Here is a 20,925-nt window from a genome sequence, read left to right as displayed (position 1 = left end):
TGATTTTCCAGCTCTACTTTTTTGTAAGCACCATATTTTTTAATGTTTTGGGGTCACCATACTCCTTTGTTATGGCCGGTTGAGCCAATTCATTATCATCAGGAAGATTGATGGCAATCGAATCATTATATTTCTTTATAAAATCGAGCTTGCTACCCAGCAATAGTTTTTCTTTGTCGTATAAAATATCCAGCAAGCCTGGCTTAATCGCACGGGGAGGAATGAACCTTATTCTTTCTTTTTGTAACTGGACGCCTGCTATGTCAAACGGCAGATCGTATTGCTTTCGCAGGTTATCGATAGTTGTGTAAGCATTGTCATAAGTCTTGCCTACATGTCCTTCGACTCTAAAGAAGGAGTACTTATCGATATTGTAAGCCAGTGGTTGCGTTATATGAGGCAAAGAAGAATAGGATGCAGCGTGGTAAGAAAGAATCGCATTGTTTCTATTGCGCCTGCTAAGAACTGGCGACCAGTCGTCCACCAGGTTTTCTACATCATAGTAATATGGAATGGGCTTGTTTTCCAGCTTTTCATGTATTGCTACTGATGGGGTTATCCTGATAACCGGTCTTGCAGGAATTGAAAAGGTGGCGACCAGTTTTGCGAGGCGCGCAAATAACTTTAATGCCTGCTCTACCTCTTCATTCTTATTGTTCAGTATGGGCGATTCAATAAACTCCTGGCGATACTTCGAATACCCGTTTGTCATATTCTGCAATAAGCCCAACGCTAGATGTTTGGGAAAGGCATCGGACGCCACACAGCATCCATAGCATAAATCGTAAGTACTGTCTTTAAAGTCGTCATAGGCCTGGTTCACATCTTTTAGCAGATCATATACATATTGTACACCCTGCCTGTTTTCGGTAAGGACTGTTTTAACCAATTCGTTCAACTGTGCGAGAACCGAGACTTCTTTGCTTGTAAAAAACTTTTTTTCCGCCAGCTGCTATATAGCATTCCTGCAAAATCACAGCGGCTTCTGTTGCTGCTTTTAACGGCTCTTGTAAAATATTGAGTCCGCTATTGATACCCGTTGTGTAGGCGGTTAGCAAATCTCCATAACTGAAAATACTGTCCTTCTCATTAAGCAAAACTCTTGGAATAGCGAGCTCAGGCAGGTAATATTCTTCACTGCATTTATGCTCTTTTACAATGGCATCATACTCCTTTCTATGTAGCAGTATAACACGTACACTATTGTTATACATATCTGCCTTCCCGTCACAGTCCTCGCCCGAGCAATTATCGGTATCTTTTACAAACTGGCTATTATACAAAACAGCCACATAATCTGAAGGAGCATTTTCTCTTTCAAAAAAGCAGATACGGTCGTAAAGCCATCCTCCTGCTGATCCTGTGTCAGATACCAGAGCGCCGGCGTATCCCGGTTCTCCAACAGGGGACGGAACCAGTCGTATTGGGCATCCTTATCATCAAACGGCGCCATGCCTGAAAACGTCTGGTCTGCATCAAAGGATAGCAGGTCTCCGTCACTGGTAACACCCACGCCCTTACTAACCGTTACAGAACGTTGTCCGAAACTTACGTTAAGTCCGCAAACGATACCCACGCCCAACATTCGTGCCCTGGTAAGCCGATCCTGGTAGTCGAAGAAACGGCCGATACTATTTAAATGCTCTGCAGTTAAAAGCTGGTTGGTTTTAAATATAGAATAACCGTTAACGGGATGCGTCAGTTTAATATTCGTAGCCATGTTATCAGGTTTTTAAATTGCCTAAATTAGTTTGATCTAGTATCACAGGGTTTTCAACCGGGTTATCACAATCGCTTAGTATGCCTGGCGGATAAATGCTTTTTCTTTCGTTTAATAATTGGATCAGCTGCTGTAACACAGTTAAGCCCTCAGTTGTTGCATCATTACCCGTCTGCTTCAGTTCTAACCATTGCTTATACACCGGTTCAAAAGCCGCAAGGGAGTCTTTACTCCACCAGCATATACGCGGATAAATATGTGCGGGGGTTTCAAGCCTTATAGTTTTTTCTATGTAATTCCTGAAATCTTCATTCTTGAAACGAACGGTTTCTGCGGGTAGAATTACAGTAATTCTAAAGGAATAGGCATCTACCTCACAATCATCACAATCAGCTCCGCTGCAAACAGCTATAAAATTCCGGGGCTCAAACAAGCCATCCTGCTCCTGTAGAAAATTAATATCAGGCCGCAATAAAATATGTTCTATTACAAACATTCCTTCCTCATTATTTTCAGAAAGCCCTCTTCTGCTGTAATCCTCAATACCGAGCAGCCTGCTCAACCGGTGCTCCATTCCTGTAACATTTTTACTGTCCCATACAGCAATCGCATTTCCGTTATTATCAGTGCTGTTAAAATAATCGTAGGCGGTGGCTCTACGCGAACTTATCTGCGGGTATTCTTCTAATAAAAGAGATTTGGATAGGATCACTTTTTCTGCAGCTTGCTGTCCTTCCAATGAATACATTTGAAGTACATATTCTGTAAAATTTTCTGCAAATCTTGAGAGCAGATGATCCAATAACCGGTTCTTCCGGTCTGTTACATGATCATACTGATTGACCAACCCGGCTAACAAACCTCCTGCCGCATCCATTGTTGCATATTCATCAATGAGCCATTCTATTTCTTTAACCTCTTTTATACTTTTAAAAAGTAGGTCCCTGTGTCCATGTCGGCAATAGGGCTTTCCTTTAGTTGAAATAAATGTTTGAGCTGGTTCAGCTGTGCAATATAATTTGCCAGCACCTGGTCGAAAAATAGTAAGAACCCTTTTAGCTGCAGCGCTTTTATTGTTTGTGAAAAAGCTACGGATGGAGAAAGCCCCTCATCGCCAACACCATAACACTGAGGTAGATTTTTAGTGATGGATGTATAAGCATCCAGGCTACTCCATGACCCTCCGGAATACTGATAGTCATCGTAAGTAACCGATAAAGACATTGCCCGATCTTCCTGTAAAAGTGCTATCCATTTCTCTATGGCCTGTTGCCGTGGCGCTTTTACCGGTATAACATCTTTATAAAAATTTATTGCCGACTTGCAATAGCATAACACCGGCTTCTTTCCGGGAGCCACCGGCAATATCCATTCATTCTTTTCTGCTTTAGCTCCGTCGCAATAGTTCATCATGAAATGATGGATCGATTTTATCCCGGGTATATCCATCAGAGATTGATAATATCCGACCCGTAAATCGTTTGCCGCAGACCTGCATTCAGCAATTCTTCGTCTTTAAAAAAACCATGGTCTAACACCGGACCGTTGAATATTTCGTCCATCGTGTACCCGTCCCCATTTGCCTTTCGCGCACTGGTCATCTCCTTCAACGAATACTGGCGTGAAGCCGGTGACAAATAGTGGCTTAACAAATAAAACACCCTGGGGTATACCTCGTTCGCATCCACATTTGCTTCCAGTTGAATATCCATGCAAAAGCGGATCCTCTGTTCTTCTACTATGGATACATTAGCAAGGTCTTCGCACAACGGGCGGTGTTGATGAAATACCTGACGCACGCGACGGATCATTTCGTTTATTTTTTCTGTCCGTGCATTGATCTCTTCTTCTGTAGGAGCCGTATCATCGTCACAGTTTTTTGCAACAGGTTCCTCGTCCAGTTCAATCTTTATATCATAAAGTCCATTCAGGTCGAATGTGCTGAAAGCGTGATTAGACACAGGTTTTGCGCCAAAAATACGGCTTTCCTTTTTATCAAAGAACAGGGTTTGCTTCGATTTAAAAAGCCACGCATTTTTAACCCCATCTATATCGATCAATAGTTTTCTTAAATCCAGTTCGCTCACCGGTTCTGTAGTCAGCATTTCCCTCGGAGTAAAAAACTGCTTTTGAAGATTGGCTTCATTATGTTCTTTGGAAGCGAGCAGATCCTGTATCGGCAGGTTCGTTCTGTAACCGAGGTCTGTTATGGCATAACAAAGCAGTTCCAGTATCGTAATCCCCGGATCATGTTCGTTATAATCCGTCCAAAAATCGCTCCCCAGCGCTTCTATATATTTCAACCCTTCTTCCCGTAAACCGGAGTAGTTGAGGGTCTTTTCTATTGGCGGAATTTTTGATATGGTTGATGCAGTGTCCATTTACAATAAAGCTTAGCTTGTGAAGGGCAGCATATTATGCTGAAGGGCGCTCACCAATATAGCTTTGGGATTAATAATGTTAATAGTATCTACATCTGCGCTTCGGTTACCAGTTTCATCTATGTGATACAATTTCAAATCCGTCACAAAATCTACATAAGGTTGCTCTTCTATAAAATTTAATACTATTGATTTATTGATCGTTCCTCCAAAGTATAAGGTTTCCGGATTGTTGAAAGCCCAGGGGTTAGAAATTTTTTTATTGCACTGTTGAGTTGGTCCCGATATACACCGAAATCTCCTGCTGAAAGAAAACGAACTTTAAAGTCGAGCAGCGCTGTTTCATAATCTGGGTTGGATACGAATAGTTGCGTGAAGAGTGATACCCGGGGCTGTAAAAATGTTTTTATTTGTTGGCGAACCAGGGTGCTCACTTTAGGTTGTAAGGGATTATAAAAGTTCCTGCCCTCCACATTGGGAACAACAACCAGCGTTACTGAGCCTGGATGACTGGCTTTGCAGCAATCATCTTCATCATTAAAATGATTCAAACATTTTACTTTGTACAGCTCCGGAAACTCCTGTAACACCATGTGTTCCCAATCCCAATTGTTAACCGCTCTTTGTTTATGCCTTAAGCGTTCGCTTACCCGCAACCTAAACGCCTGATTACTTTCTGTAGGCTTGCCACCAAATGAAGAAAACGGCTGAGACACCTGTTTGATATCTGCCATTTTCTTTACCAGCTTTTTGATAGAACCTGCTTCAATACTGCCCGATCCGGCGAAAGCCTCACCAGCGTAATATCCTGATTTGGCGGCCTGTGCCAATACTTTTTCAAACAAGCAAACTGATCCCGGGTCGCCGGATAATGAGAGCCGGATCCATGCGAATCCTTCATCCATCAAAGTATTGTCTAACGTTGCAGATTCAGGAATAGCTAATGTTACGATTCCGCTTTGTAACAAACTATTGGTTTCATTTCTTAACACTTCTCTTCCTGTAAATGGCCTCCATTCATTATTGCAGAGCACATGCCAGCCGATAGTCAGTGGCTCGGCATCAGCATTAGATGTACCTTCTGCCAATTGCAGCAACAAGCTTACACTTTGCCCCGGAGTTAAATCGGCAAGGCCAATATAGAAGGCCGCAGTACGTTGCTGTGGCAATAAATAAATGGCCTGATCGATTGCAATATCGTTCCCCATTTCCTCCTGGGCACGGCTTTTTAAAAACCCATGCTGCTCACTTTGCCCAAACAGATCAATATGAAAAAGCTGGATTTCTTTTTTACTAAAGCCTGTGAACGAGTTGTTATTTACAAAGCTTTGTTGTGTTGCCGCTTTATAACTTAGCCGGATCTGTTTGATCGTTGGCAGATAAGGTTGATTCGGCAATGATACCGTTTTACTGCGGGCCTGCTCTATAGCCTGCTCTGCAAAAACACGACCGTACACTTCATGCATGAAGCTCCGGTTCAATTCAAAGCGAACAAACCCTTTAAGTGCCCAACTATTTTGTGCTTTAACTTTACTGGCTGCCCGTACCGTTGATTGTGTTTTAAGCACGCCGATATAATTGGGATTGCTAAATAGGCTATGATAATTTTTATACACAATCGGCGATGCCTTGAACCTCCATTGAGACCATGTAAAAATAAAAGGTGATGCCGGCCATTTAACAGTAGTAGCGGCATCTGTTGCATTAAATAGCATAGTGGTTCCGCTATTTCCGTCGGCGGCAGAATAGTTTGCGGTGAAACTACTATTGCTATTCGATCCTCCATAAAGATTATAATGACTGGAAAAGTTGGATGGAGCGCCCAGCCAATCTACCTGGAACTGGTATTCAGATACATCTTTCTGCATCAGCTCCTCGTAAGAAATCTCAAACCCCGAACCTTTTTTGGGTGTTGTTCCAAAAGGTAAAAATGGCTTTTTTGAATCGATGCGGCCCAGGTCGTTTTCCATTTCCAGACTCCCCACGTTCTGCACGTCTACATCGATCTTAATATCCTCTACCCGAACGGCTTTTAAGTGCAGAAAAATATTCCCGGCTCTACCCGTATCAATTAATACCTGGGCTAAGGGATTCGAAGTATTAAAGGTGTTTTTATGTACTGCCTGGTTGTACCCTGTTACAGCAGGATCTTTTGGTGAAAGCGAATAAGTAATGATCAGCATTTGCCGGCCGGCCTGAAAGGATCCGAAAGTAAGTACGCATTCATAGGCGCCCAGCCATTCTTTCTCTCCTGTCAGAAATAATTCCACCGCATTAATTGCGTTGGCCTTTTTCAAATCAGCATTTAAACCCGATAAAGAAATGGAAAAAGTTATTTTTCGGTTGCCCTCTTTCAGTAGCAAAACCGGTGATGCTATTGCAAAACCTATTTTAGCTTTTTGCTTTTGTGCTTCTGCAATATGGCGCAAGCCAAAGGCGTCAAAATATGGATGACCTACCGGAAGCTTTTTGGATACTCCATCTGCAGTATCAGTACGGTGTGCAAACTCTATTGCATCATTATTCAAAACGCCGGTTTTTAATTCGGCTACCACAGATTTGTTTAATATTACGTCATTATTTACGCTATAAGTTGCAGGTATATTATTGATCTTTCCCGCATCAAGTAGCGATCCTTTTTCAAATATTACATTATTAGCATTTTTTGCCAACTCAAATATTACATAAGCATTGTCTTCAATGCCAGGCTTCAATTCAAGACCTAGTATTTTATTGTAATAAAAGTCAATATGTTTTTCTGTAAACTGGTTCATGTGATCCTGCGCATGAGCAAACAATTTGAGAAAAGCGAAGTACAATGCGAGATGAGGATCCAGGTCCTTTCCCGTTACTAAATTGCTGCTATCGACAGACTGAAAAAACTGGGACCAGTCTCCATCTTTACAGTCCGCCACTTTTATACTATCTGTGAGGATGCTTTGTTCAAAGCTCTCAAACTCATAGAAGTTTATTGAAGCTGCAAAATTTTTCGCGAACTGGTAAATCTCATCAAGGCTTCTTTCATCTGGCTTAAAATAATCGGGTTGCAGTAATACAGTTTTAGCTCTTTGTCTACTACTGCTGCCGTCTCGCCGCAAAATATAATCGTATGGTTTCTTTTCTGCCATTTACTAAGAATTACCTGTTTCTTATTTCAGCACCTTCTGTTATATAATAGTCGTATACGTAATTAAACCGGCTATTGGTGGTTCGTATAGTGTACTCAATTTTGATAGAGATTTTCCCTTCCAATTCTTCTGATTCATTTATTATCACATCGTGTGCAATGATCCTGGGCTCGTAATAAAGAATTGCTTTTTTTATTTTATCAGACATTAATGTTTTTAAGGTTGTGGTCAGCGGTTCAAATAAGAATTCCCTTAAATCGCAGCCATAACGGGGCAACATTATTCTTTCTCCTGTAGCGGTGTTCAATAATATTTCAAGGCTGCTATTTATTTCAGCCTCATCCAAAAGCATATCCACGGTTCCTGTTGTTTTTCGAAAAGCCGGCGGAAAGCTCCAACCGCGACCCGTTATACCAAATGGCGTTGACATAGTGAATATTTTAATTGTATATTTTATCCTCCTATCATTACTGTTGCAGCACCTGCAACAATGCTGCCTCCATGTGCTGTGTTATCTCCCATTCTTGCAGCCGGCTTTCCTCCTATCATTACGGTTGCCGATCCTTTTATGATAGTATCCGGCGGACCAGAACAGGTAAGCATATCACCGACTGTTGCCGCCGGTAATCCTCCAATGATCACCGTTGCAGCAGAAGCGTTCATCACCGGTCCGCCTACATGTGGAACCGTTCCGGTTGTCATGGGGCAAACATGCATATCTCCTATTCTTGCTGCTGCTGGCATAACGATTAATTTATCATAACCATCGATCCCTTAATTGTTGTGGTGCCACTACTGCTCATTTCTGCCTGGGCACTGCCCGATGCTTTCAAAGAAGCCCCGGCACTAATCTCTGCATTTGTTCCCGCTTCAACAGTTATATCTACTGCTGCTTTCAGAATGATATCTTTTGAAGACTGAATGGTAACACCATCGCTATTCATAGAGATGCTATTGCCATGCTCATCCTTTAGTCTTATTTCTTTTTCATCATCGCTGATCAACACACTATTGCCTGCCGGTGTATCGATTGTTAAAGTTTTCTTTTCATCGTTCCACATCCATTTCATTTGAGAGCGGGTAATGATCCCTTTTTCATGATTGTTATTAGAACCCTTTACAGGAGCCGGTTTGGCGCTGCTATGTAAACAACCTAAAACAATTCCATAACCTGGGTCTTCACTTAAAAAACCTACCACCACCTCATCTCCTATCTCGGGTCTGAAATAAAACCCCCGGTTATCGCCAGCATCCGGCATGGCCATCTTACACCATAAACCTTCACCATTGTTATCTACTACAGGTATTTTTACTTTTATGCGGTCTTCCCCGTCCGGGTCATTTTCGAGATTGGTCACAATACCTATTTGCAAGCCTTTTACCGATGGCGTAAAACCCGCTGCCGGCAGGGGTTGTATATCATTTTCCTCTGCGAACCATTTATGGTTAATTCCGAATTGTATCACGGTCTCCCAAAGTCCGTTGCTGATCTCATGGCGAATACCACTCACAAAAGAATTACCGGCAAAACGATCACCCACTCCGTTGAGCTTTATCATGTGACCCGGCATAACTCCTGCATAGCCAGATACCTTAACAGTTCCCCTTATCCTGGCAAGACGGCTTTTCAACAGTTGCAGATCAACCCTGCTTTGCATTTCGGGTTCTTTTACATTTCCCCCATGCATTAATATCACCGGCTCCTCCTGTGCTACAGCCGACAGTTCATCAGAACTAATATTGCCTTGTTCATTTATAGCGGTGCTGCTGCTTCAGTATTAATCAGATCCTGAGTTGATGAATCCCATGATAGTCCCTGCACCCCGCTATATTGAAACCTTGTATCTATTTCTGCATTTAGTTCTTTTATCGTTGCCCCATAAACCAGGTCCAGCGCAGGTTCTGCGTCCAGCGCCGGTGTTTTTACTACGAGTTTACCATTCTCACAGAAACATAGTTTACCTGCTGCTTCAGCACGGGTTTGAATATAATCCCAGTCCGTTGCAAAATATTGCATGAGTTCAGGATAATTGATCGATGTACTTTCTATATCGGTGTCGATACCATAAGATCCGGCAATCTCTTCTATAAGCTGGCCGTCAGTGGTATCATTAAATATTTTTCTTTAGGATTGAGGGACATTTTGAAGGACGCATCAGCAGCCTCTACCATTAGTGCTGTTTCATTTGTGTTGATCTTTATGGAATGTTTAATAATGATCCCCGCAAACAACAGTTCTTCCTGCGAATTATAACCTGCGCTGATCTCTATTTTTTTCCCGGCACAAAATAGTCCTGGTTGCTAATATCAAAATTGCTTTGTGAAGCGCTGCCGTCTACAATGGCTAATGATAACTTTGGTATTTTATTTACCTGGCGCGATACTACCAGGTTTTTCACACTTACTGCCCTTGGTATGGCCTGCCCTTCTATTTTTATAGAAAACGTGACCAGGCTTGCTGTTGGTGGATTCGTTGGTATGGTTCGTGTTTGCGGCATTTATTTTTGAATGGGAGGGAAAATATTTTCTGCCCTGGTTCCAGGTTCCTGAAATCAGTCAGACCATTTACACGCGCTACTTCGAGATACAGGTTTTCGTCGCCATAAATATTATAACACATCAGCGGTAAGGAGTCTCCTTGCTTCGCAATACGCACATGAGTGAGATCGGGAGAGGTGGCTAATGTTACTGCGGCATTTTCGTTATTGGAGATATACTCTTTAAAAGAACATTTTATTAAAGCCCGAAGAGGCGTACCATCTGGCTTAAACAACTTATAAGTAATGTTTAAAGATTGTAGCCTGCAACGAAAGGTCTCCAACGCCCAGGTGAGTTTTACAAATGGTGGCTCGTGGGCATCGCCTACATAATTATAAGCTACTCGTTTTAGCAAGGCAATTTTTGCCATGAGTTCTAAAGGCGCCACAGCACTTACCAGGTCAGATGGTTCCGGTATTCCATTAGAAGGTATAACACCGGTGGCATCCAGTAAGAACTCGATATCCATTACCTGTGGTTGGGTATAATTGTACTGCGACTGCGTACCCTCTTTACCTGCGGCTGCTTCTTCCCGGTAATTGATGGTATAGTTTCTTACAAATGATTCCGGATTGACCTGAACGAAAAAAGTTCCCAGGTAGCCCGAAAAAAATCCGGGTTACTAAAACCATCCATCCTCATCTTTTCTAACATGCCAAACATATACTATCGTTCTTCTTTTTCTTTTAATACGCGCAAAACCTCTTCCACACAGGCTTTCACTATGTCTGCGTTATTCATGCCTTGTTGAATACCATGTACATTGGCTGAACCAACAGACGCGGTTTCAGCTATCGTAGCGGTAATTACAATTTCATTGATTTCTACAGGCATGGCTTTTTATTATACAGATGTGAAATAGTTATAACTTAAAACAATAGATTCAATAACGATCTCATTACCTTCTGCGTTGAGCTCACTTATCTCCCATTTGGTGGGTATCGCATTAAACACACGCCAGCTAACCGTAGGTTGATGCTCCTCGTTGAGTAAACTGATCAAAACAGTAAGTGGTACAAATTCAAAATGTTCTATGGCATTCTTACACCATTTGTATAAACCTGTATTGATAAAAAATCCCCGCTTCAATGTTATATCGCTATATGCGGCACGGGTAGGGAGTTTGTGTTGAAACCTGTTTTCTCCTCCTTCACTCAACGGTTCGGTATTCAGGCTCATGGTTAATCCACTGATGTTTTTAAACTTCACATCTACCGGTGCTTCTCCGGGCAAACCCAAAAAGCTGGCTTTAAAATGAAATCCTGTAAGCGGGTACTGGTTCATACCGATAGTATTTTAAGGCAGATCTATTTTAAGTCCTTCGTGCGCTAATTCCAAGGTTTCAATTGCCACCTCGTTACCATCGGCTTTTAGATCAGTAGATTGTACTTTAACAGGAAAAGCATTTTTTATCTTCCATACCATTACCGGCTCATGGTTCTCATTTAATAGTGATATAGTAATATCTCTTCTTTCAATCTTCGTCATTTGCACCGTATTCAACCAGGCATAAAACTCATTATCATTTAAAAAAGTGCCACGCTTCAATGTTATGTTAGAAAACTTGGTCATGCCAGGCATTTTTATTTTAGAATATTCAGGACTGGCGCCGTCCCTGTATTCTATAACATCCAGGCTTACATCGAGCCCGGAGATTTCGGTAAAGCCAATGCGGGTTCCGCCCCATTCTACCTGGAAGTGAAATTTAGTAAGCGGGTAGGTTGCCATGATTCATTATTTTAAATTAAATTAATTTTTTGTAGTTATGTTGGTCATTATCTAAGACTCCTGCATTTTGTGAGAGAAGCGTAATATGATAAATTCCGCCGGACGAACAGCCGCCATACCAATCTCTACGATCAGTTTTCCTTCTAAAATATCCTGTGCCGTCATCGTTTGGTTCAGTCCGCAGGCAACATAAAAAGCATGTTCGGGTTTGGCGCCTGCTAATGCGCCCTGTCTCCACAATACGGTTAAATAGTTTTCTATCATCGCTTTCACCTTTACCCAGGTGTTAGCATCGTTGGGTTCAAAAACGAATTGGCCTGAGGCTTTTTTACAACTTTCTTCCACCATATTAAAGAAACGCCGAACCGATACATAACGCCATTCGTTATCATTGCCTGCCAATGTACGCGCACCCCATACCAGGGTTCCTTTTCCTGTAAAAGCTCTTATGCAGTTGATGGATTTTCCACTCGTAGTATCTACATTTAAAAATCCTGTTCGCCATTGGTTATTTTATAGGTAAGCCCGCGAACGCCATTAACACCAACGTTTGCCGGAGATTTCCAAACGCCCCTGTTAGCATCTACCGCAGCATAAATACCGGCAATAGTAGAGCTGGGTGGAAGCACTACACCAAAGTTGTTCGTTGCGGTTTTTAATTTTCCATAAGCTGCTGTATTATAAGCTGCATTGGAACTGTCTTTCAGATTGGCGAGCGCAGCCCCATTTAAACTACCAGGTGATCCGTTTACTGTATGCACCAAGTTAATGGTATCTTCATTGTACTGATAAGGAAAAACAGTTTTGATATTAGGGAAATACGCAGCCCCATATTTTAAATGACTGGTAATTCCGTCTCTGAAAGATTCTGCTGCTGCAGAAACATCTCCCGCGGTAAGCAGGCCGGCGCCGGTATCATGAAGATCCATTATACTAAAGCGATCCTGTAAAAGATTACACTGAGCCAGTGCCTCATTTTGTAAGGTGTAGTATTCTGACTCATCCATATTTTGCCCTTCAGGAAAAACAATCAACGTCGGCTCATCTTCTTTAGCCAAAGCTGATAAACCGGCACTCATTTCTGCAAGTGATAAAGAATCTCCCAGGGTTCCTTTAAAAGTGCCTACCGAAACGATATAGCAAGGCCCTCCTCCGTTAGCAAAATAAGATTGCAAGGCATAATACATGGTATGCCGGGAAGCTGCTCCGTTAAATGCTACGGATATCGTCTCTTTAGTAATAACGCTGCCTGTCTGTTCCTGTACCAATGTTACTTCCAGGTTATCCTCATTGGCTGCTTTACCAAAAAATGTTTCATACTCCAGCAATGAGGCAATACGGGTTGGGTTATTGATAAGACTTGCATTATTTCTGTCAAGTGCTTTTTGTGAATACCCGATAAAGGCAGGAATAGCGGTTTCTACCTGAGCAATAGAAGGCGGTAACTTGGGAATCTCTTCTATGTATACACCGGGAGTTTTATAGTCTGGCATAACATTGTGTTTTAAGGTTCTAAAATATTAGTGGGTTTACAGAATTGTTTACTACGGCATTTGTGTTTTTATTTGTACTTCTTGTATCAGTGGTGCGTCTCTCAACGGTTTTCTTTCTGATATAGTGACCATTCTCACCTTGTATAATACGGCGGGAATTTGCCTTCCACCCAGGGAACCCCATAAATGATTGACCTGTTCGAATGATAAAGAATGTAGTTCTAAAACGAGCTTTAACGAACTGATCTCAGGGTTAGATAAATCGTTCAACGGAGTTGGTAAACTAATCGTTGACGAGGCAGGTGTAAATACCGATTTGCCCTGGAAAAATTTAATAGCTAATGAAAGTCTCCTTAATGCCAGCAGGTAACCATTATTGGGTGGTGTTCCTGAATTGAAATTAGCCGATACTAATACATACAGGTTTAAATGGATCGGCGGATTTTCGTAGATGGCCGAGCTATCATTTTTTTGATACACCGCGGCATTTTTCAACGAATTTTCCTGTTCGATATTCACCACCGAAAGTACCAGGTTTTCAAGAAGCAGGTCATCTTTACCTGCGCCCAATAAACTGATATTCTCTACCACCACAGAAGCGGATCGCCATGCGCAATCATGTAGGCAGACAATTCTTCCCGAAGTAATATGAGGGCGTTTTCTATCATTGGTAATTTTAACCAGGAAAATCATCTTGAACAATGGAATAATAAAACAATGATCACCTTCTGGTTTCTTCTACTAAGGTAGATAATTGATGAGCCAAAAAATACCTAGATCGGGTGATGGCTTTAAAGCAAGCATTGTTGAACAGTAGTAAACAGAATATGATTTAGTAATTGAGCTTATCAAAAAATTATGGATCATCTTATCTAAGTCCTTTGATCTTTTAATATTTTAGATGATCCATTAAAAATCATCTGACATTCAAACGCTTTCTATGAAACGCTTTCTGAAATACCTGCTGATAATCGTTCTTATTTTGATTAGCTTCTTAATCATTCAAAATTACCCCATATCATCTGCTGCAAAAAACCTAACTCGTTTGTCTGATACTTTGAACTTAAAACGAAACTTTGACCTGATATTGAATACTGAGTATCCCCGCCATTATAAAAATGTAGTCGTGCTCGATACGGTTGCAGAAAGGATTCGCCGGGAATTTTTAAAATATACTGATCGCACCGGAATGCAGGAATACAAAGTGGAGGGACAGGTTTACAAAAACGTTTTTGCATCTTTCGGACCATCAGATGGTGAAGTAATTATTATCGGCGCTCATTATGATGTATGTGGAGAGCAGGCCGGTGCTGATGATAATGCCAGCGGAGTAGTGGGTATCATGGAACTGGCCAGGCTTTTAAAAAATCAGGCGTTGCAATACAGGATAGAACTTGTAGCATATACTTTAGAAGAACCTCCTTTCTTCAGAACAGAACAAATGGGTAGCTATGTACATGCTAAATCATTGTTTGATAAAAAACAAGCTGTCAAAGGGATGGTTTCCCTGGAGATGATCGGTTACTATTCTGATATACCTGGTTCTCAAACTTATCCTGTAGGACTCATGAAATGGATTTATGGCGATAAAGGCGATTATATTACACTGGCACGCAACTCCTTCAGCGGAAGCTTTGCCAACCAATTTAAAAAGATATACTTTGAAAATAATTCTATTGACGCCAAATCATTCAGAGCACCAGGCTTTGTAGGCGGGATCGATCTTTCAGATCACAGGAACTATTGGAAATTCGGATACAGCGCACTTATGGTAACTAATACAGCCTTCTTCCGTAACTATAATTATCACCAAGTCACCGATCGGCAGGAAACGCTTGATCTGGATAAAATGGGATTAACCATAGACGGAGTTTTCAGAACAACAATAAATATTAAATAATTTATTAATTTAATATTTATTATAATATATTATCTTCCCATATACACCATCAAAATCTGAACATCACTCGGATTGATACCAGATATCCTGCTGGCCTGACCCAATGTTTTTGGGCGGATACGATTGAGCTTTTCTTTAGCCTCGTTACCCAATGAAGAAAGCTTGCTATAATCGAAGCTGTCGGGTATATTCAGGTTTTCCATTTCACTCATCCGGGAAACGATCTCTCTTTCTTTCTCAATATAAGTATCATATTTTACCTGTATAGCAGCTTGCTCTATCTCTTCTTTTGAATAGCTTTTAAGCGACTCCTCGAGAAAAGGTAATGCACCCGAAAGATCGGTTAACTCAATATTGGGCCTTAACAGTATCTTCTCAGCTCTTTGCTTCTCTGTAATTTTCGAAGATCCAATAGATTCCAGGAAACCATTGATTTGATCAGGAGTTACTACTGTACTCTTTAATATATCCTTAATTCCGGCAACATTTTCATTTTTTTGCCGGGTTTTATCCATTCTTTCTTCTTTTGCAAGCCCTAGTTGATAGCTTAAAGGTGTCAGGCGTGCATCTGCATTGTCTTGTCTCAATAATGTTCTATACTCAGCCCGCGAGGTGAACATTCGATAAGGTTCTTCTGTCCCCTTATTAATAAGGTCGTCTATTAAAACGCCTATATAAGCTTCGCTGCGTTTCAATACCAATGCATCCTGTTCTTTTACGTTCAGGTGCGCATTAATTCCCGCCATCAATCCCTGGCAGGCAGCCTCTTCATAACCGGTAGTCCCATTGATCTGTCCGGCGAAAAATAGATTCCCAATCAGTTTGGTCTCCAGTGTGCTGGTCAATTGTGTAGGTGGAAAATAATCATATTCAATCGCATAACCCGGCCGGAACAAGCGGGCATTTTCAAAACCAGGTACTGTTCTTAAAGCTTTGTATTGTACATCTTCCGGTAAAGAAGTAGAGAATCCATTTACATAAATCTCAACGGTATTCCATCCCTCGGGTTCTACAAAAAGCTGGTGGCGATCCCTGTCTGCAAAACGATTGATCTTATCCTCAATACTCGGGCAATACCTGGGGCCTACGCCATCGATACGGCCGGCAAACATCGGACTTCTGTCAAAGCCGGTTTTTAGTATTTCATGAACTTCCGGACTGGTATAAGTAATCCAACAGCAACGCTGGTTTTTAGCAGTGATCTTTTCTGTATCGGTAAAGGAAAATCCTACAATATCTTCATCTCCCTCCTGAACTTCCATTTTTGTATAGTCCAGACTTCTTCCATCTACTCTTGGTGGTGTGCCTGTTTTTAACCGATCGCTTTCAAAACCCAGGGATTCCAATTGTTCGGTTATTCCGCTGGCTGCTTTTTCTGCCACTCTTCCTCCACCAAACTGCTTCTCTCCTATATGTATAATACCATTGAGGAAGGTTCCGTTGGTTAATACAACCGCTTTCGCCTTTATTTCATGGCCCAAACCTGTAATAACTCCTGCAACACGCTGGTCTTTCACCAATAGTCCCTTCACCATATCCTGGTAAAAATCAAGATTGGGCGTATGTTCCAGCATTTCCCGCCACTTAGCAGCAAATACCATTCGATCGCTTTGCGCCCTGGGGCTCCACATGGCAGGGCCTTTAGAGCGGTTCAGCATTCTAAACTGTATCATAGAGAGATCGGTAACAATACCCGAGTAGCCACCCATGGCGTCAATCTCTCGTACAATCTGGCCTTTAGCAATCCCTCCCATCGCAGGATTACAGCTCATCTGCGCAATGGTCTGCATGTTCATGGTTACTAAAAGGGTTTTAGAACCCATATTAGCAGCAGCGGCAGCGGCTTCACAACCAGCATGGCCTGCGCCAACAACTATTACATCATATTCTGGAAACATAAGTTTGCAAAGGTACGAATTATTAGAAGGATGTGTTTATGCAGGCCTATTTCCTACCTGGTGCGTTTTTCACGTGGAACGTTTTATTTCAGGCCAAAACAGCTTTACTTTTTCACGTGGAACATTCCTATTCACTGTGTGTACAAAGAAAAATCTTCCATCCATTGCTCTTCCATCCTCCTCATCTCTCTTTCCTGGCCAACTGATTTGTCTTTATAGCCTATTAAATGCAGTAATCCATGAAAAATAACCCGTTGTAACTCATTTCCAATTAAAACTCCCTCTGTTTTGGCATTATCCTTTACCCTATCAACACTTATATAAATATCCGAAACCAGCATACATGAACCCTTTTGAGATAAATCAAAGGTGATAATATCTGTAAAATAATCGTGATCCAGGTGTTTTCGGTTGATATCCAATAGTTCGTCATCTGAACAAAAGACAAAATTGATCTCTGAACCGCATTTACGCCCCTCCTTCAAAAGCTTTTCAGCAATAAACTGCTTCATTCTTCTACGTTCTCTTAAAACTACTTTCTTTTGAAAATGGAATTGTATAATAAACTCATTTGCATTCATATTCCAAAATTCGCAAACAAAACACAAACAACAATGCTTAGCTTTGCCCAATGGTAAATGAATTATTATTATCGGATCTGCAGCCTGGACAAATAGCTACCATTGTTAAATTTACAACTGAAGAAATCTTCCTTAAATTGATGGAAATGGGCTGCCTTCCGGGTGAAAAGATAGAAGTGATACAGAAAGCCTTATTTAACGATCCAATGTCTATATCTGTGGCAGGTTATTTACTGAGCCTCAGAACAGATGAGGCAAAACAAATAGTGGTTAATATATAATATACAAGATGACCATTGGCTTATACTTCGGCTCATTCAACCCTATTCACCACGCACATTTAATCATTGCCAATCATATCCTGAACGAGAATCTGGCAGATAAAGTGTGGTTTGTGGTATCTCCACATAACCCGCTGAAGGAAACCAGCTCTCTTTTAGACGAAAACCACCGGTTACACCTGGTTAGAACAGCCATAGAAGAAGATACAAGATTGAAAGCCAGCGACATAGAGTTTACACTTCCCCGTCCCTCATACACGGCTATAACGCTAACACATCTTACAGAAAGGTATCCTCAATATCAATTTAAGATAATTATGGGTGGAGATAGCTTCCAGAACATTAGGAAATGGAAGAATTTTGAATTCATACTTGAGAATTATTCGATCCTTGTATACAACAGACCAGGGTTCGAAATAGATAAAACACTGCCTGGTAATATAACGGTATTACATGCTCCACTGCTGGAACTATCGGCAACAGCTATCAGAAAGCTTATCAGGGAAAAGAAAAGTTTAAAATATCTCTTGCCAGAGAATGTTATTGCAGAGATTGAAAAAGGCGGTTACTACAGAAAATAACCCAAACCTACACAGAGCGCCACTATAACAGGGGCTGGAACTCTTGTAAAAATCAAGATTAAGGCCGTTCCTGCTACTACTCCAATATTAACAAAACCCTGGCTGGTACCATCAAAAAGGGTTATATCTTTCAATATATAAAAGGTAGATCCAACCATTATTCCCAGTACAGAAGCGTTGATCCCTTCTAAAGAACGATATATAACCGAATACTTCTTAAGCCGGTTCCAGATAGGAAAGAAGAAAAGCACCAATAAAGCGCTGGGTAGAAATATACCAACCATACCAATTAAACCTCCCACTGCCTGCATGCCTGGTCCCATATCCTTCAAAGCCAGTCCGCCACTGTACGATGCTATAGAAAAAACCGGCCCGGGCACTGCTCTAACAATACCAATACCGGTAAGCATATCCTTCTTATCAATATGAATAGCGTTGGGATTCCTGCTTTTTACTGCATCAGGACGAACACTATACTGCTCATACATGATCGGCATCAATACATTTCCGCCCCCAAAAACCAGGCTTCCCATCCGGTAAGAGTTCTCAAACAAGTTGGCAGGTTTCCGGTTGGCCCAGTCATTTTTACGCGCCAACTCGCTTACCACCCCGGCCACTATAAAAATAATTCCGAATAACCAGATATTCCACCACCTTATTTTTCCCGGTTTTATATCTATTTGCGGTATCCTTTTACTACTAAGATTAGTAATAAAACCACCTAGTAAGATCAGGATCGGTACAAAAAAGGTTTTCCAAAAAACAAGAAAGTAGCTATACCACATCCTACAGCAATCAGGGATGTAACCAGATTTTTACTGAATAAGGCAAAGAGCTGATACAGGCAAAAATCAGAAACCCGGTTGCCATTGGTACGATAAACTTAAATACATCGAAGTGCTTAGTGGTACCTTCCACATATTCTACAAAAAAGATAAGCCACACATAATAGTGCAGGCAGGCAAAATCCAGATCAATAATGTAAGCGCTGCCAAAACAGGCCCGCCTCTTTTATAACCTATAAGTGTTAGAGTTTGCGTAGAAGATGCTCCTGGCAAAAGCTGACAAAATGCATTGTACTCCATCAGCTCCTGTTCGGTAACATAAGGCGTCTTCTTTACAAAGGTTTTCATCATCATAGCCAAATGAGCCTGTGGACCACCAAAGGCAGTTAAACTATGCAAGAAAACCAGCTTTAAAAAATGAAGATGTCGGAGCAGCATGAAGCCGAAAATGATAAATAAATAATCTTCTTAAAGGTAAAAGATTCTCCCTAAAAATGTATCAAATAATTGGTGGTACTTATCTATCTAACGGTTACATGAAAACACTTCTCTCTGTATTCCTTAATAAAATAGATCTTTCCCTGGCGCTGCATTTGGGTAAGGATATCCTGCAACGCTTTTTCCAATCTTGCATTGGGTGCCTTCCTCCTGTTAAAACGGATATATGATATATCGAAGGAACATCCATAATTATGAGAACTGAGTTTACTGGTTACCGCATTACTATTCACACGGGATAACCTCTTTTGATCATACAAAGTTCTTGTAACGGAAGTAACCGTAAACGTCTTTTTCTTACTCCTGTTGTAAAAGGCAGCACCTATTTCTTTTAACGCTTTATAAGAACGGGGATTTAAATAAGGGCGGCTATGTGTGAGCTTTGCAATAGTGTAACCTCTACCGGCAAAAATAAGCACGAGCTTTTTCTTACTTACCAGCGATGTTACATGAGCCTGGTTTTTTAAAGGGGGTATCCCTGTTGCCCGCGCGGCCTCCAGGTGATAATCATATTGCGTCTGAGCTAAAGCCCCAGACGAATCAGTAATAATATATAATAAAAAAATAAATATTTAAATAACCTGTTCAAATCGTTCAGGGTTATTGAAATCTAGTATGACTTCAGGTTCTAAATATTAAGACCTCCGCAGGCACTGATTGTTTGTCCTGTGATATAACTGCTCATATCTGAAGCAAGAAACAAAGTAACGTTAGCGATGTCTTCTGCTTTTGCAAATCGATTCAAAGGAATGTCGGACAAATACTTTTCTGCTCCTGCATTATCGTTCAGGTAGCTGGTCATATCTGTTTCTACAAAGCCGGGAGCTATAGCATTGCAACGTATATTGCGGCTTCCCAATTCCTTTGCCACGCTCTTGGTAAATCCGATGATACCCGCTTTACTGGCTGCATAGCTTGCCTGCCCCGCATTACCCATCATTCCTATTACAGAACTCATGTTAATGATACTACCGCTTTTGGCCTTCATCATTGGTTTAATAACCTGCTTGGTCATATAAAAAACGCTGTTCAGGTTAATGTTTAACACATCATTCCACTGATCCTGCGTCATACGAAGCAACAGGTTATCCTTCGAAATACCTGCATTATTTACGCAGATATCAATAACACCAAACTCCTTTAAAACATCATTTACAAACACTTCACATTGTTCAAAATCGCCCGCATTGCTTTTATAAGCTTTTGCCTTTACACCAAATGCTGTCAACTTCTCTTCAAGAGCTTTTGCCTTATTTGCACTGCTATCACTTACATAAGTAAATGCTACATGAGCACCCTGTTCTGCAAACTTAATAGCTATAGCTTCGCCAATTCCTCTGGCAGCACCGGTTACAATCGCAACTTTATTCTCAAGAAGTTTCATCATGTACAATGTTTAGTATGCTTGCAAAG

Annotated in this window: 28 protein-coding genes; 3 read left to right on the top strand and 25 right to left on the bottom strand. The window is 41.2% G+C overall.

Annotation, left to right across the window (positions count from 1 at the left end):
* Positions 1-13 precede the first annotated feature (13 nt).
* The 19 genes from MKP07_RS08280 to MKP07_RS08195 form a co-directional block, all read right to left on the bottom strand.
* Entirely contained in the window at positions 14-898 is an 885-nt protein-coding gene (locus tag MKP07_RS08280) for a hypothetical protein (protein WP_240846637.1), read from the bottom strand.
* Positions 882-1,292, bottom strand: a complete 411-nt coding sequence (locus tag MKP07_RS08275) for a hypothetical protein (protein WP_240846634.1) — start codon at positions 1,290-1,292, stop codon at positions 882-884. Before MKP07_RS08275 ends, MKP07_RS08280 begins: the two co-directional genes overlap by 17 nt.
* Positions 1,262-1,720, bottom strand: coding sequence for a hypothetical protein (locus MKP07_RS08270; protein WP_240846632.1), 459 nt, complete (start codon positions 1,718-1,720; stop codon positions 1,262-1,264). Before MKP07_RS08270 ends, MKP07_RS08275 begins: the two co-directional genes overlap by 31 nt.
* A gap of 4 nt (positions 1,721-1,724) precedes the next feature.
* Positions 1,725-2,597, bottom strand: a complete 873-nt coding sequence (locus MKP07_RS08265) for a hypothetical protein (protein WP_240846630.1) — start codon at positions 2,595-2,597, stop codon at positions 1,725-1,727.
* Positions 2,598-2,641: 44 nt separating this feature from the next.
* Positions 2,642-3,133, bottom strand: a complete 492-nt coding sequence (locus MKP07_RS08260) for a hypothetical protein (protein ID WP_240846628.1) — start codon at positions 3,131-3,133, stop codon at positions 2,642-2,644.
* Positions 3,134-3,168: 35 nt separating this feature from the next.
* On the bottom strand, positions 3,169-4,101 hold the full coding sequence (locus MKP07_RS08255) for a hypothetical protein (RefSeq protein WP_240846625.1): 933 nt from the start codon (positions 4,099-4,101) through the stop codon (positions 3,169-3,171).
* Positions 4,102-4,286: 185 nt separating this feature from the next.
* The gene (locus MKP07_RS08250) at positions 4,287-7,229 is read right to left on the bottom strand and encodes a baseplate J/gp47 family protein (protein ID WP_240846623.1); all 2,943 of its coding nucleotides are present in this window, start codon (positions 7,227-7,229) and stop codon (positions 4,287-4,289) included.
* A gap of 10 nt (positions 7,230-7,239) precedes the next feature.
* Entirely contained in the window at positions 7,240-7,659 is a 420-nt protein-coding gene (locus MKP07_RS08245) for a GPW/gp25 family protein (protein ID WP_240846621.1), read from the bottom strand.
* Positions 7,660-7,682: 23 nt separating this feature from the next.
* Positions 7,683-7,973 (bottom strand): PAAR domain-containing protein, encoded by a 291-nt coding sequence (locus tag MKP07_RS08240; RefSeq protein ID WP_240846619.1) that lies wholly within the window; start codon positions 7,971-7,973, stop codon positions 7,683-7,685.
* Between the two features lie 5 nt (positions 7,974-7,978).
* Positions 7,979-8,926, bottom strand: coding sequence for a type VI secretion system tip protein VgrG (vgrG, locus tag MKP07_RS08235; protein WP_240846616.1), 948 nt, complete (start codon positions 8,924-8,926; stop codon positions 7,979-7,981).
* Positions 8,927-8,982: 56 nt separating this feature from the next.
* Positions 8,983-9,246, bottom strand: coding sequence for a hypothetical protein (locus MKP07_RS08230; protein ID WP_240846613.1), 264 nt, complete (start codon positions 9,244-9,246; stop codon positions 8,983-8,985).
* A 250-nt stretch (positions 9,247-9,496) separates the two neighbouring features.
* Positions 9,497-9,628 carry a hypothetical protein gene (locus MKP07_RS37980; RefSeq protein ID WP_262919206.1) on the bottom strand — a complete coding sequence of 44 codons (132 nt, stop codon included), beginning with the start codon at positions 9,626-9,628 and terminating at the stop codon, positions 9,497-9,499.
* A gap of 35 nt (positions 9,629-9,663) precedes the next feature.
* Entirely contained in the window at positions 9,664-10,365 is a 702-nt protein-coding gene (locus MKP07_RS08225) for a CIS tube protein (protein ID WP_262919650.1), read from the bottom strand.
* 68 nt (positions 10,366-10,433) lie between these two features.
* Positions 10,434-10,601 carry a DUF5908 family protein gene (locus tag MKP07_RS08220; RefSeq protein ID WP_240846612.1) on the bottom strand — a complete coding sequence of 56 codons (168 nt, stop codon included), beginning with the start codon at positions 10,599-10,601 and terminating at the stop codon, positions 10,434-10,436.
* Positions 10,602-10,610: 9 nt separating this feature from the next.
* Positions 10,611-11,051, bottom strand: coding sequence for a phage tail protein (locus MKP07_RS08215; protein WP_240846609.1), 441 nt, complete (start codon positions 11,049-11,051; stop codon positions 10,611-10,613).
* 12 nt (positions 11,052-11,063) lie between these two features.
* Complete coding sequence (locus tag MKP07_RS08210; protein ID WP_240846608.1) at positions 11,064-11,495, bottom strand: phage tail protein; 432 nt, start codon at positions 11,493-11,495, stop codon at positions 11,064-11,066.
* 51 nt (positions 11,496-11,546) lie between these two features.
* Positions 11,547-11,897 (bottom strand): phage tail sheath C-terminal domain-containing protein, encoded by a 351-nt coding sequence (locus MKP07_RS08205; protein ID WP_240846605.1) that lies wholly within the window; start codon positions 11,895-11,897, stop codon positions 11,547-11,549.
* An 83-nt stretch (positions 11,898-11,980) separates the two neighbouring features.
* Entirely contained in the window at positions 11,981-12,988 is a 1,008-nt protein-coding gene (locus tag MKP07_RS08200; protein ID WP_240846602.1) for a hypothetical protein, read from the bottom strand.
* 51 nt (positions 12,989-13,039) lie between these two features.
* A complete protein-coding gene (locus tag MKP07_RS08195) occupies positions 13,040-13,681 on the bottom strand; it encodes a DUF4255 domain-containing protein (RefSeq protein WP_240846599.1) in 642 nt (213 codons plus the stop codon).
* A gap of 352 nt (positions 13,682-14,033) precedes the next feature.
* On the opposite strand from MKP07_RS08195, the gene MKP07_RS08190 reads away from it, so the two are divergent.
* Entirely contained in the window at positions 14,034-14,888 is an 855-nt protein-coding gene (locus MKP07_RS08190) for a M28 family peptidase (protein WP_240846596.1), read from the top strand.
* Positions 14,889-14,917: 29 nt separating this feature from the next.
* On the opposite strand, the gene mnmG is transcribed toward MKP07_RS08190, so the two are convergent.
* Positions 14,918-16,786: a tRNA uridine-5-carboxymethylaminomethyl(34) synthesis enzyme MnmG gene (gene mnmG / locus MKP07_RS08185; RefSeq protein WP_240846593.1), complete on the bottom strand. Its 1,869-nt coding sequence runs from the start codon at positions 16,784-16,786 to the stop codon at positions 14,918-14,920.
* Positions 16,787-16,917: 131 nt separating this feature from the next.
* Positions 16,918-17,367 (bottom strand): rRNA maturation RNase YbeY, encoded by a 450-nt coding sequence (ybeY, locus tag MKP07_RS08180; RefSeq protein WP_240846591.1) that lies wholly within the window; start codon positions 17,365-17,367, stop codon positions 16,918-16,920.
* A 50-nt stretch (positions 17,368-17,417) separates the two neighbouring features.
* On the opposite strand from ybeY, the gene MKP07_RS08175 reads away from it, so the two are divergent.
* Together MKP07_RS08175 and nadD are read left to right on the top strand one after the other, a co-directional pair.
* Positions 17,418-17,648 carry a FeoA family protein gene (locus MKP07_RS08175; RefSeq protein WP_114790289.1) on the top strand — a complete coding sequence of 77 codons (231 nt, stop codon included), beginning with the start codon at positions 17,418-17,420 and terminating at the stop codon, positions 17,646-17,648.
* 8 nt (positions 17,649-17,656) lie between these two features.
* Positions 17,657-18,229: a nicotinate (nicotinamide) nucleotide adenylyltransferase gene (nadD, locus tag MKP07_RS08170; RefSeq protein WP_240846590.1), complete on the top strand. Its 573-nt coding sequence runs from the start codon at positions 17,657-17,659 to the stop codon at positions 18,227-18,229.
* Here nadD and MKP07_RS08165 read toward each other — a convergent pair.
* The 4 genes from MKP07_RS08165 to fabG form a co-directional block, all read right to left on the bottom strand.
* Positions 18,217-19,014, bottom strand: coding sequence for a chromate transporter (locus MKP07_RS08165; RefSeq protein WP_240846588.1), 798 nt, complete (start codon positions 19,012-19,014; stop codon positions 18,217-18,219). The two genes, nadD and MKP07_RS08165, sit on opposite strands and share 13 nt — an antisense overlap.
* A 138-nt stretch (positions 19,015-19,152) precedes the next feature.
* Positions 19,153-19,413 carry a chromate transporter gene (locus MKP07_RS08160; RefSeq protein ID WP_240846585.1) on the bottom strand — a complete coding sequence of 87 codons (261 nt, stop codon included), beginning with the start codon at positions 19,411-19,413 and terminating at the stop codon, positions 19,153-19,155.
* Positions 19,414-19,535: 122 nt separating this feature from the next.
* Positions 19,536-20,012: a DUF5715 family protein gene (locus MKP07_RS08155; RefSeq protein ID WP_262919649.1), complete on the bottom strand. Its 477-nt coding sequence runs from the start codon at positions 20,010-20,012 to the stop codon at positions 19,536-19,538.
* A gap of 128 nt (positions 20,013-20,140) precedes the next feature.
* Positions 20,141-20,899 carry a 3-oxoacyl-[acyl-carrier-protein] reductase gene (gene fabG / locus MKP07_RS08150; protein WP_240846582.1) on the bottom strand — a complete coding sequence of 253 codons (759 nt, stop codon included), beginning with the start codon at positions 20,897-20,899 and terminating at the stop codon, positions 20,141-20,143.
* Positions 20,900-20,925 lie beyond the last annotated feature (26 nt).

This window comes from Paraniabella hibiscisoli (genome assembly GCF_022512515.1).
GTDB classification, from domain to species: domain Bacteria; phylum Bacteroidota; class Bacteroidia; order Chitinophagales; family Chitinophagaceae; genus Niabella; species Niabella hibiscisoli.
This window is presented reverse-complemented; position numbering and strand designations above follow the sequence as displayed.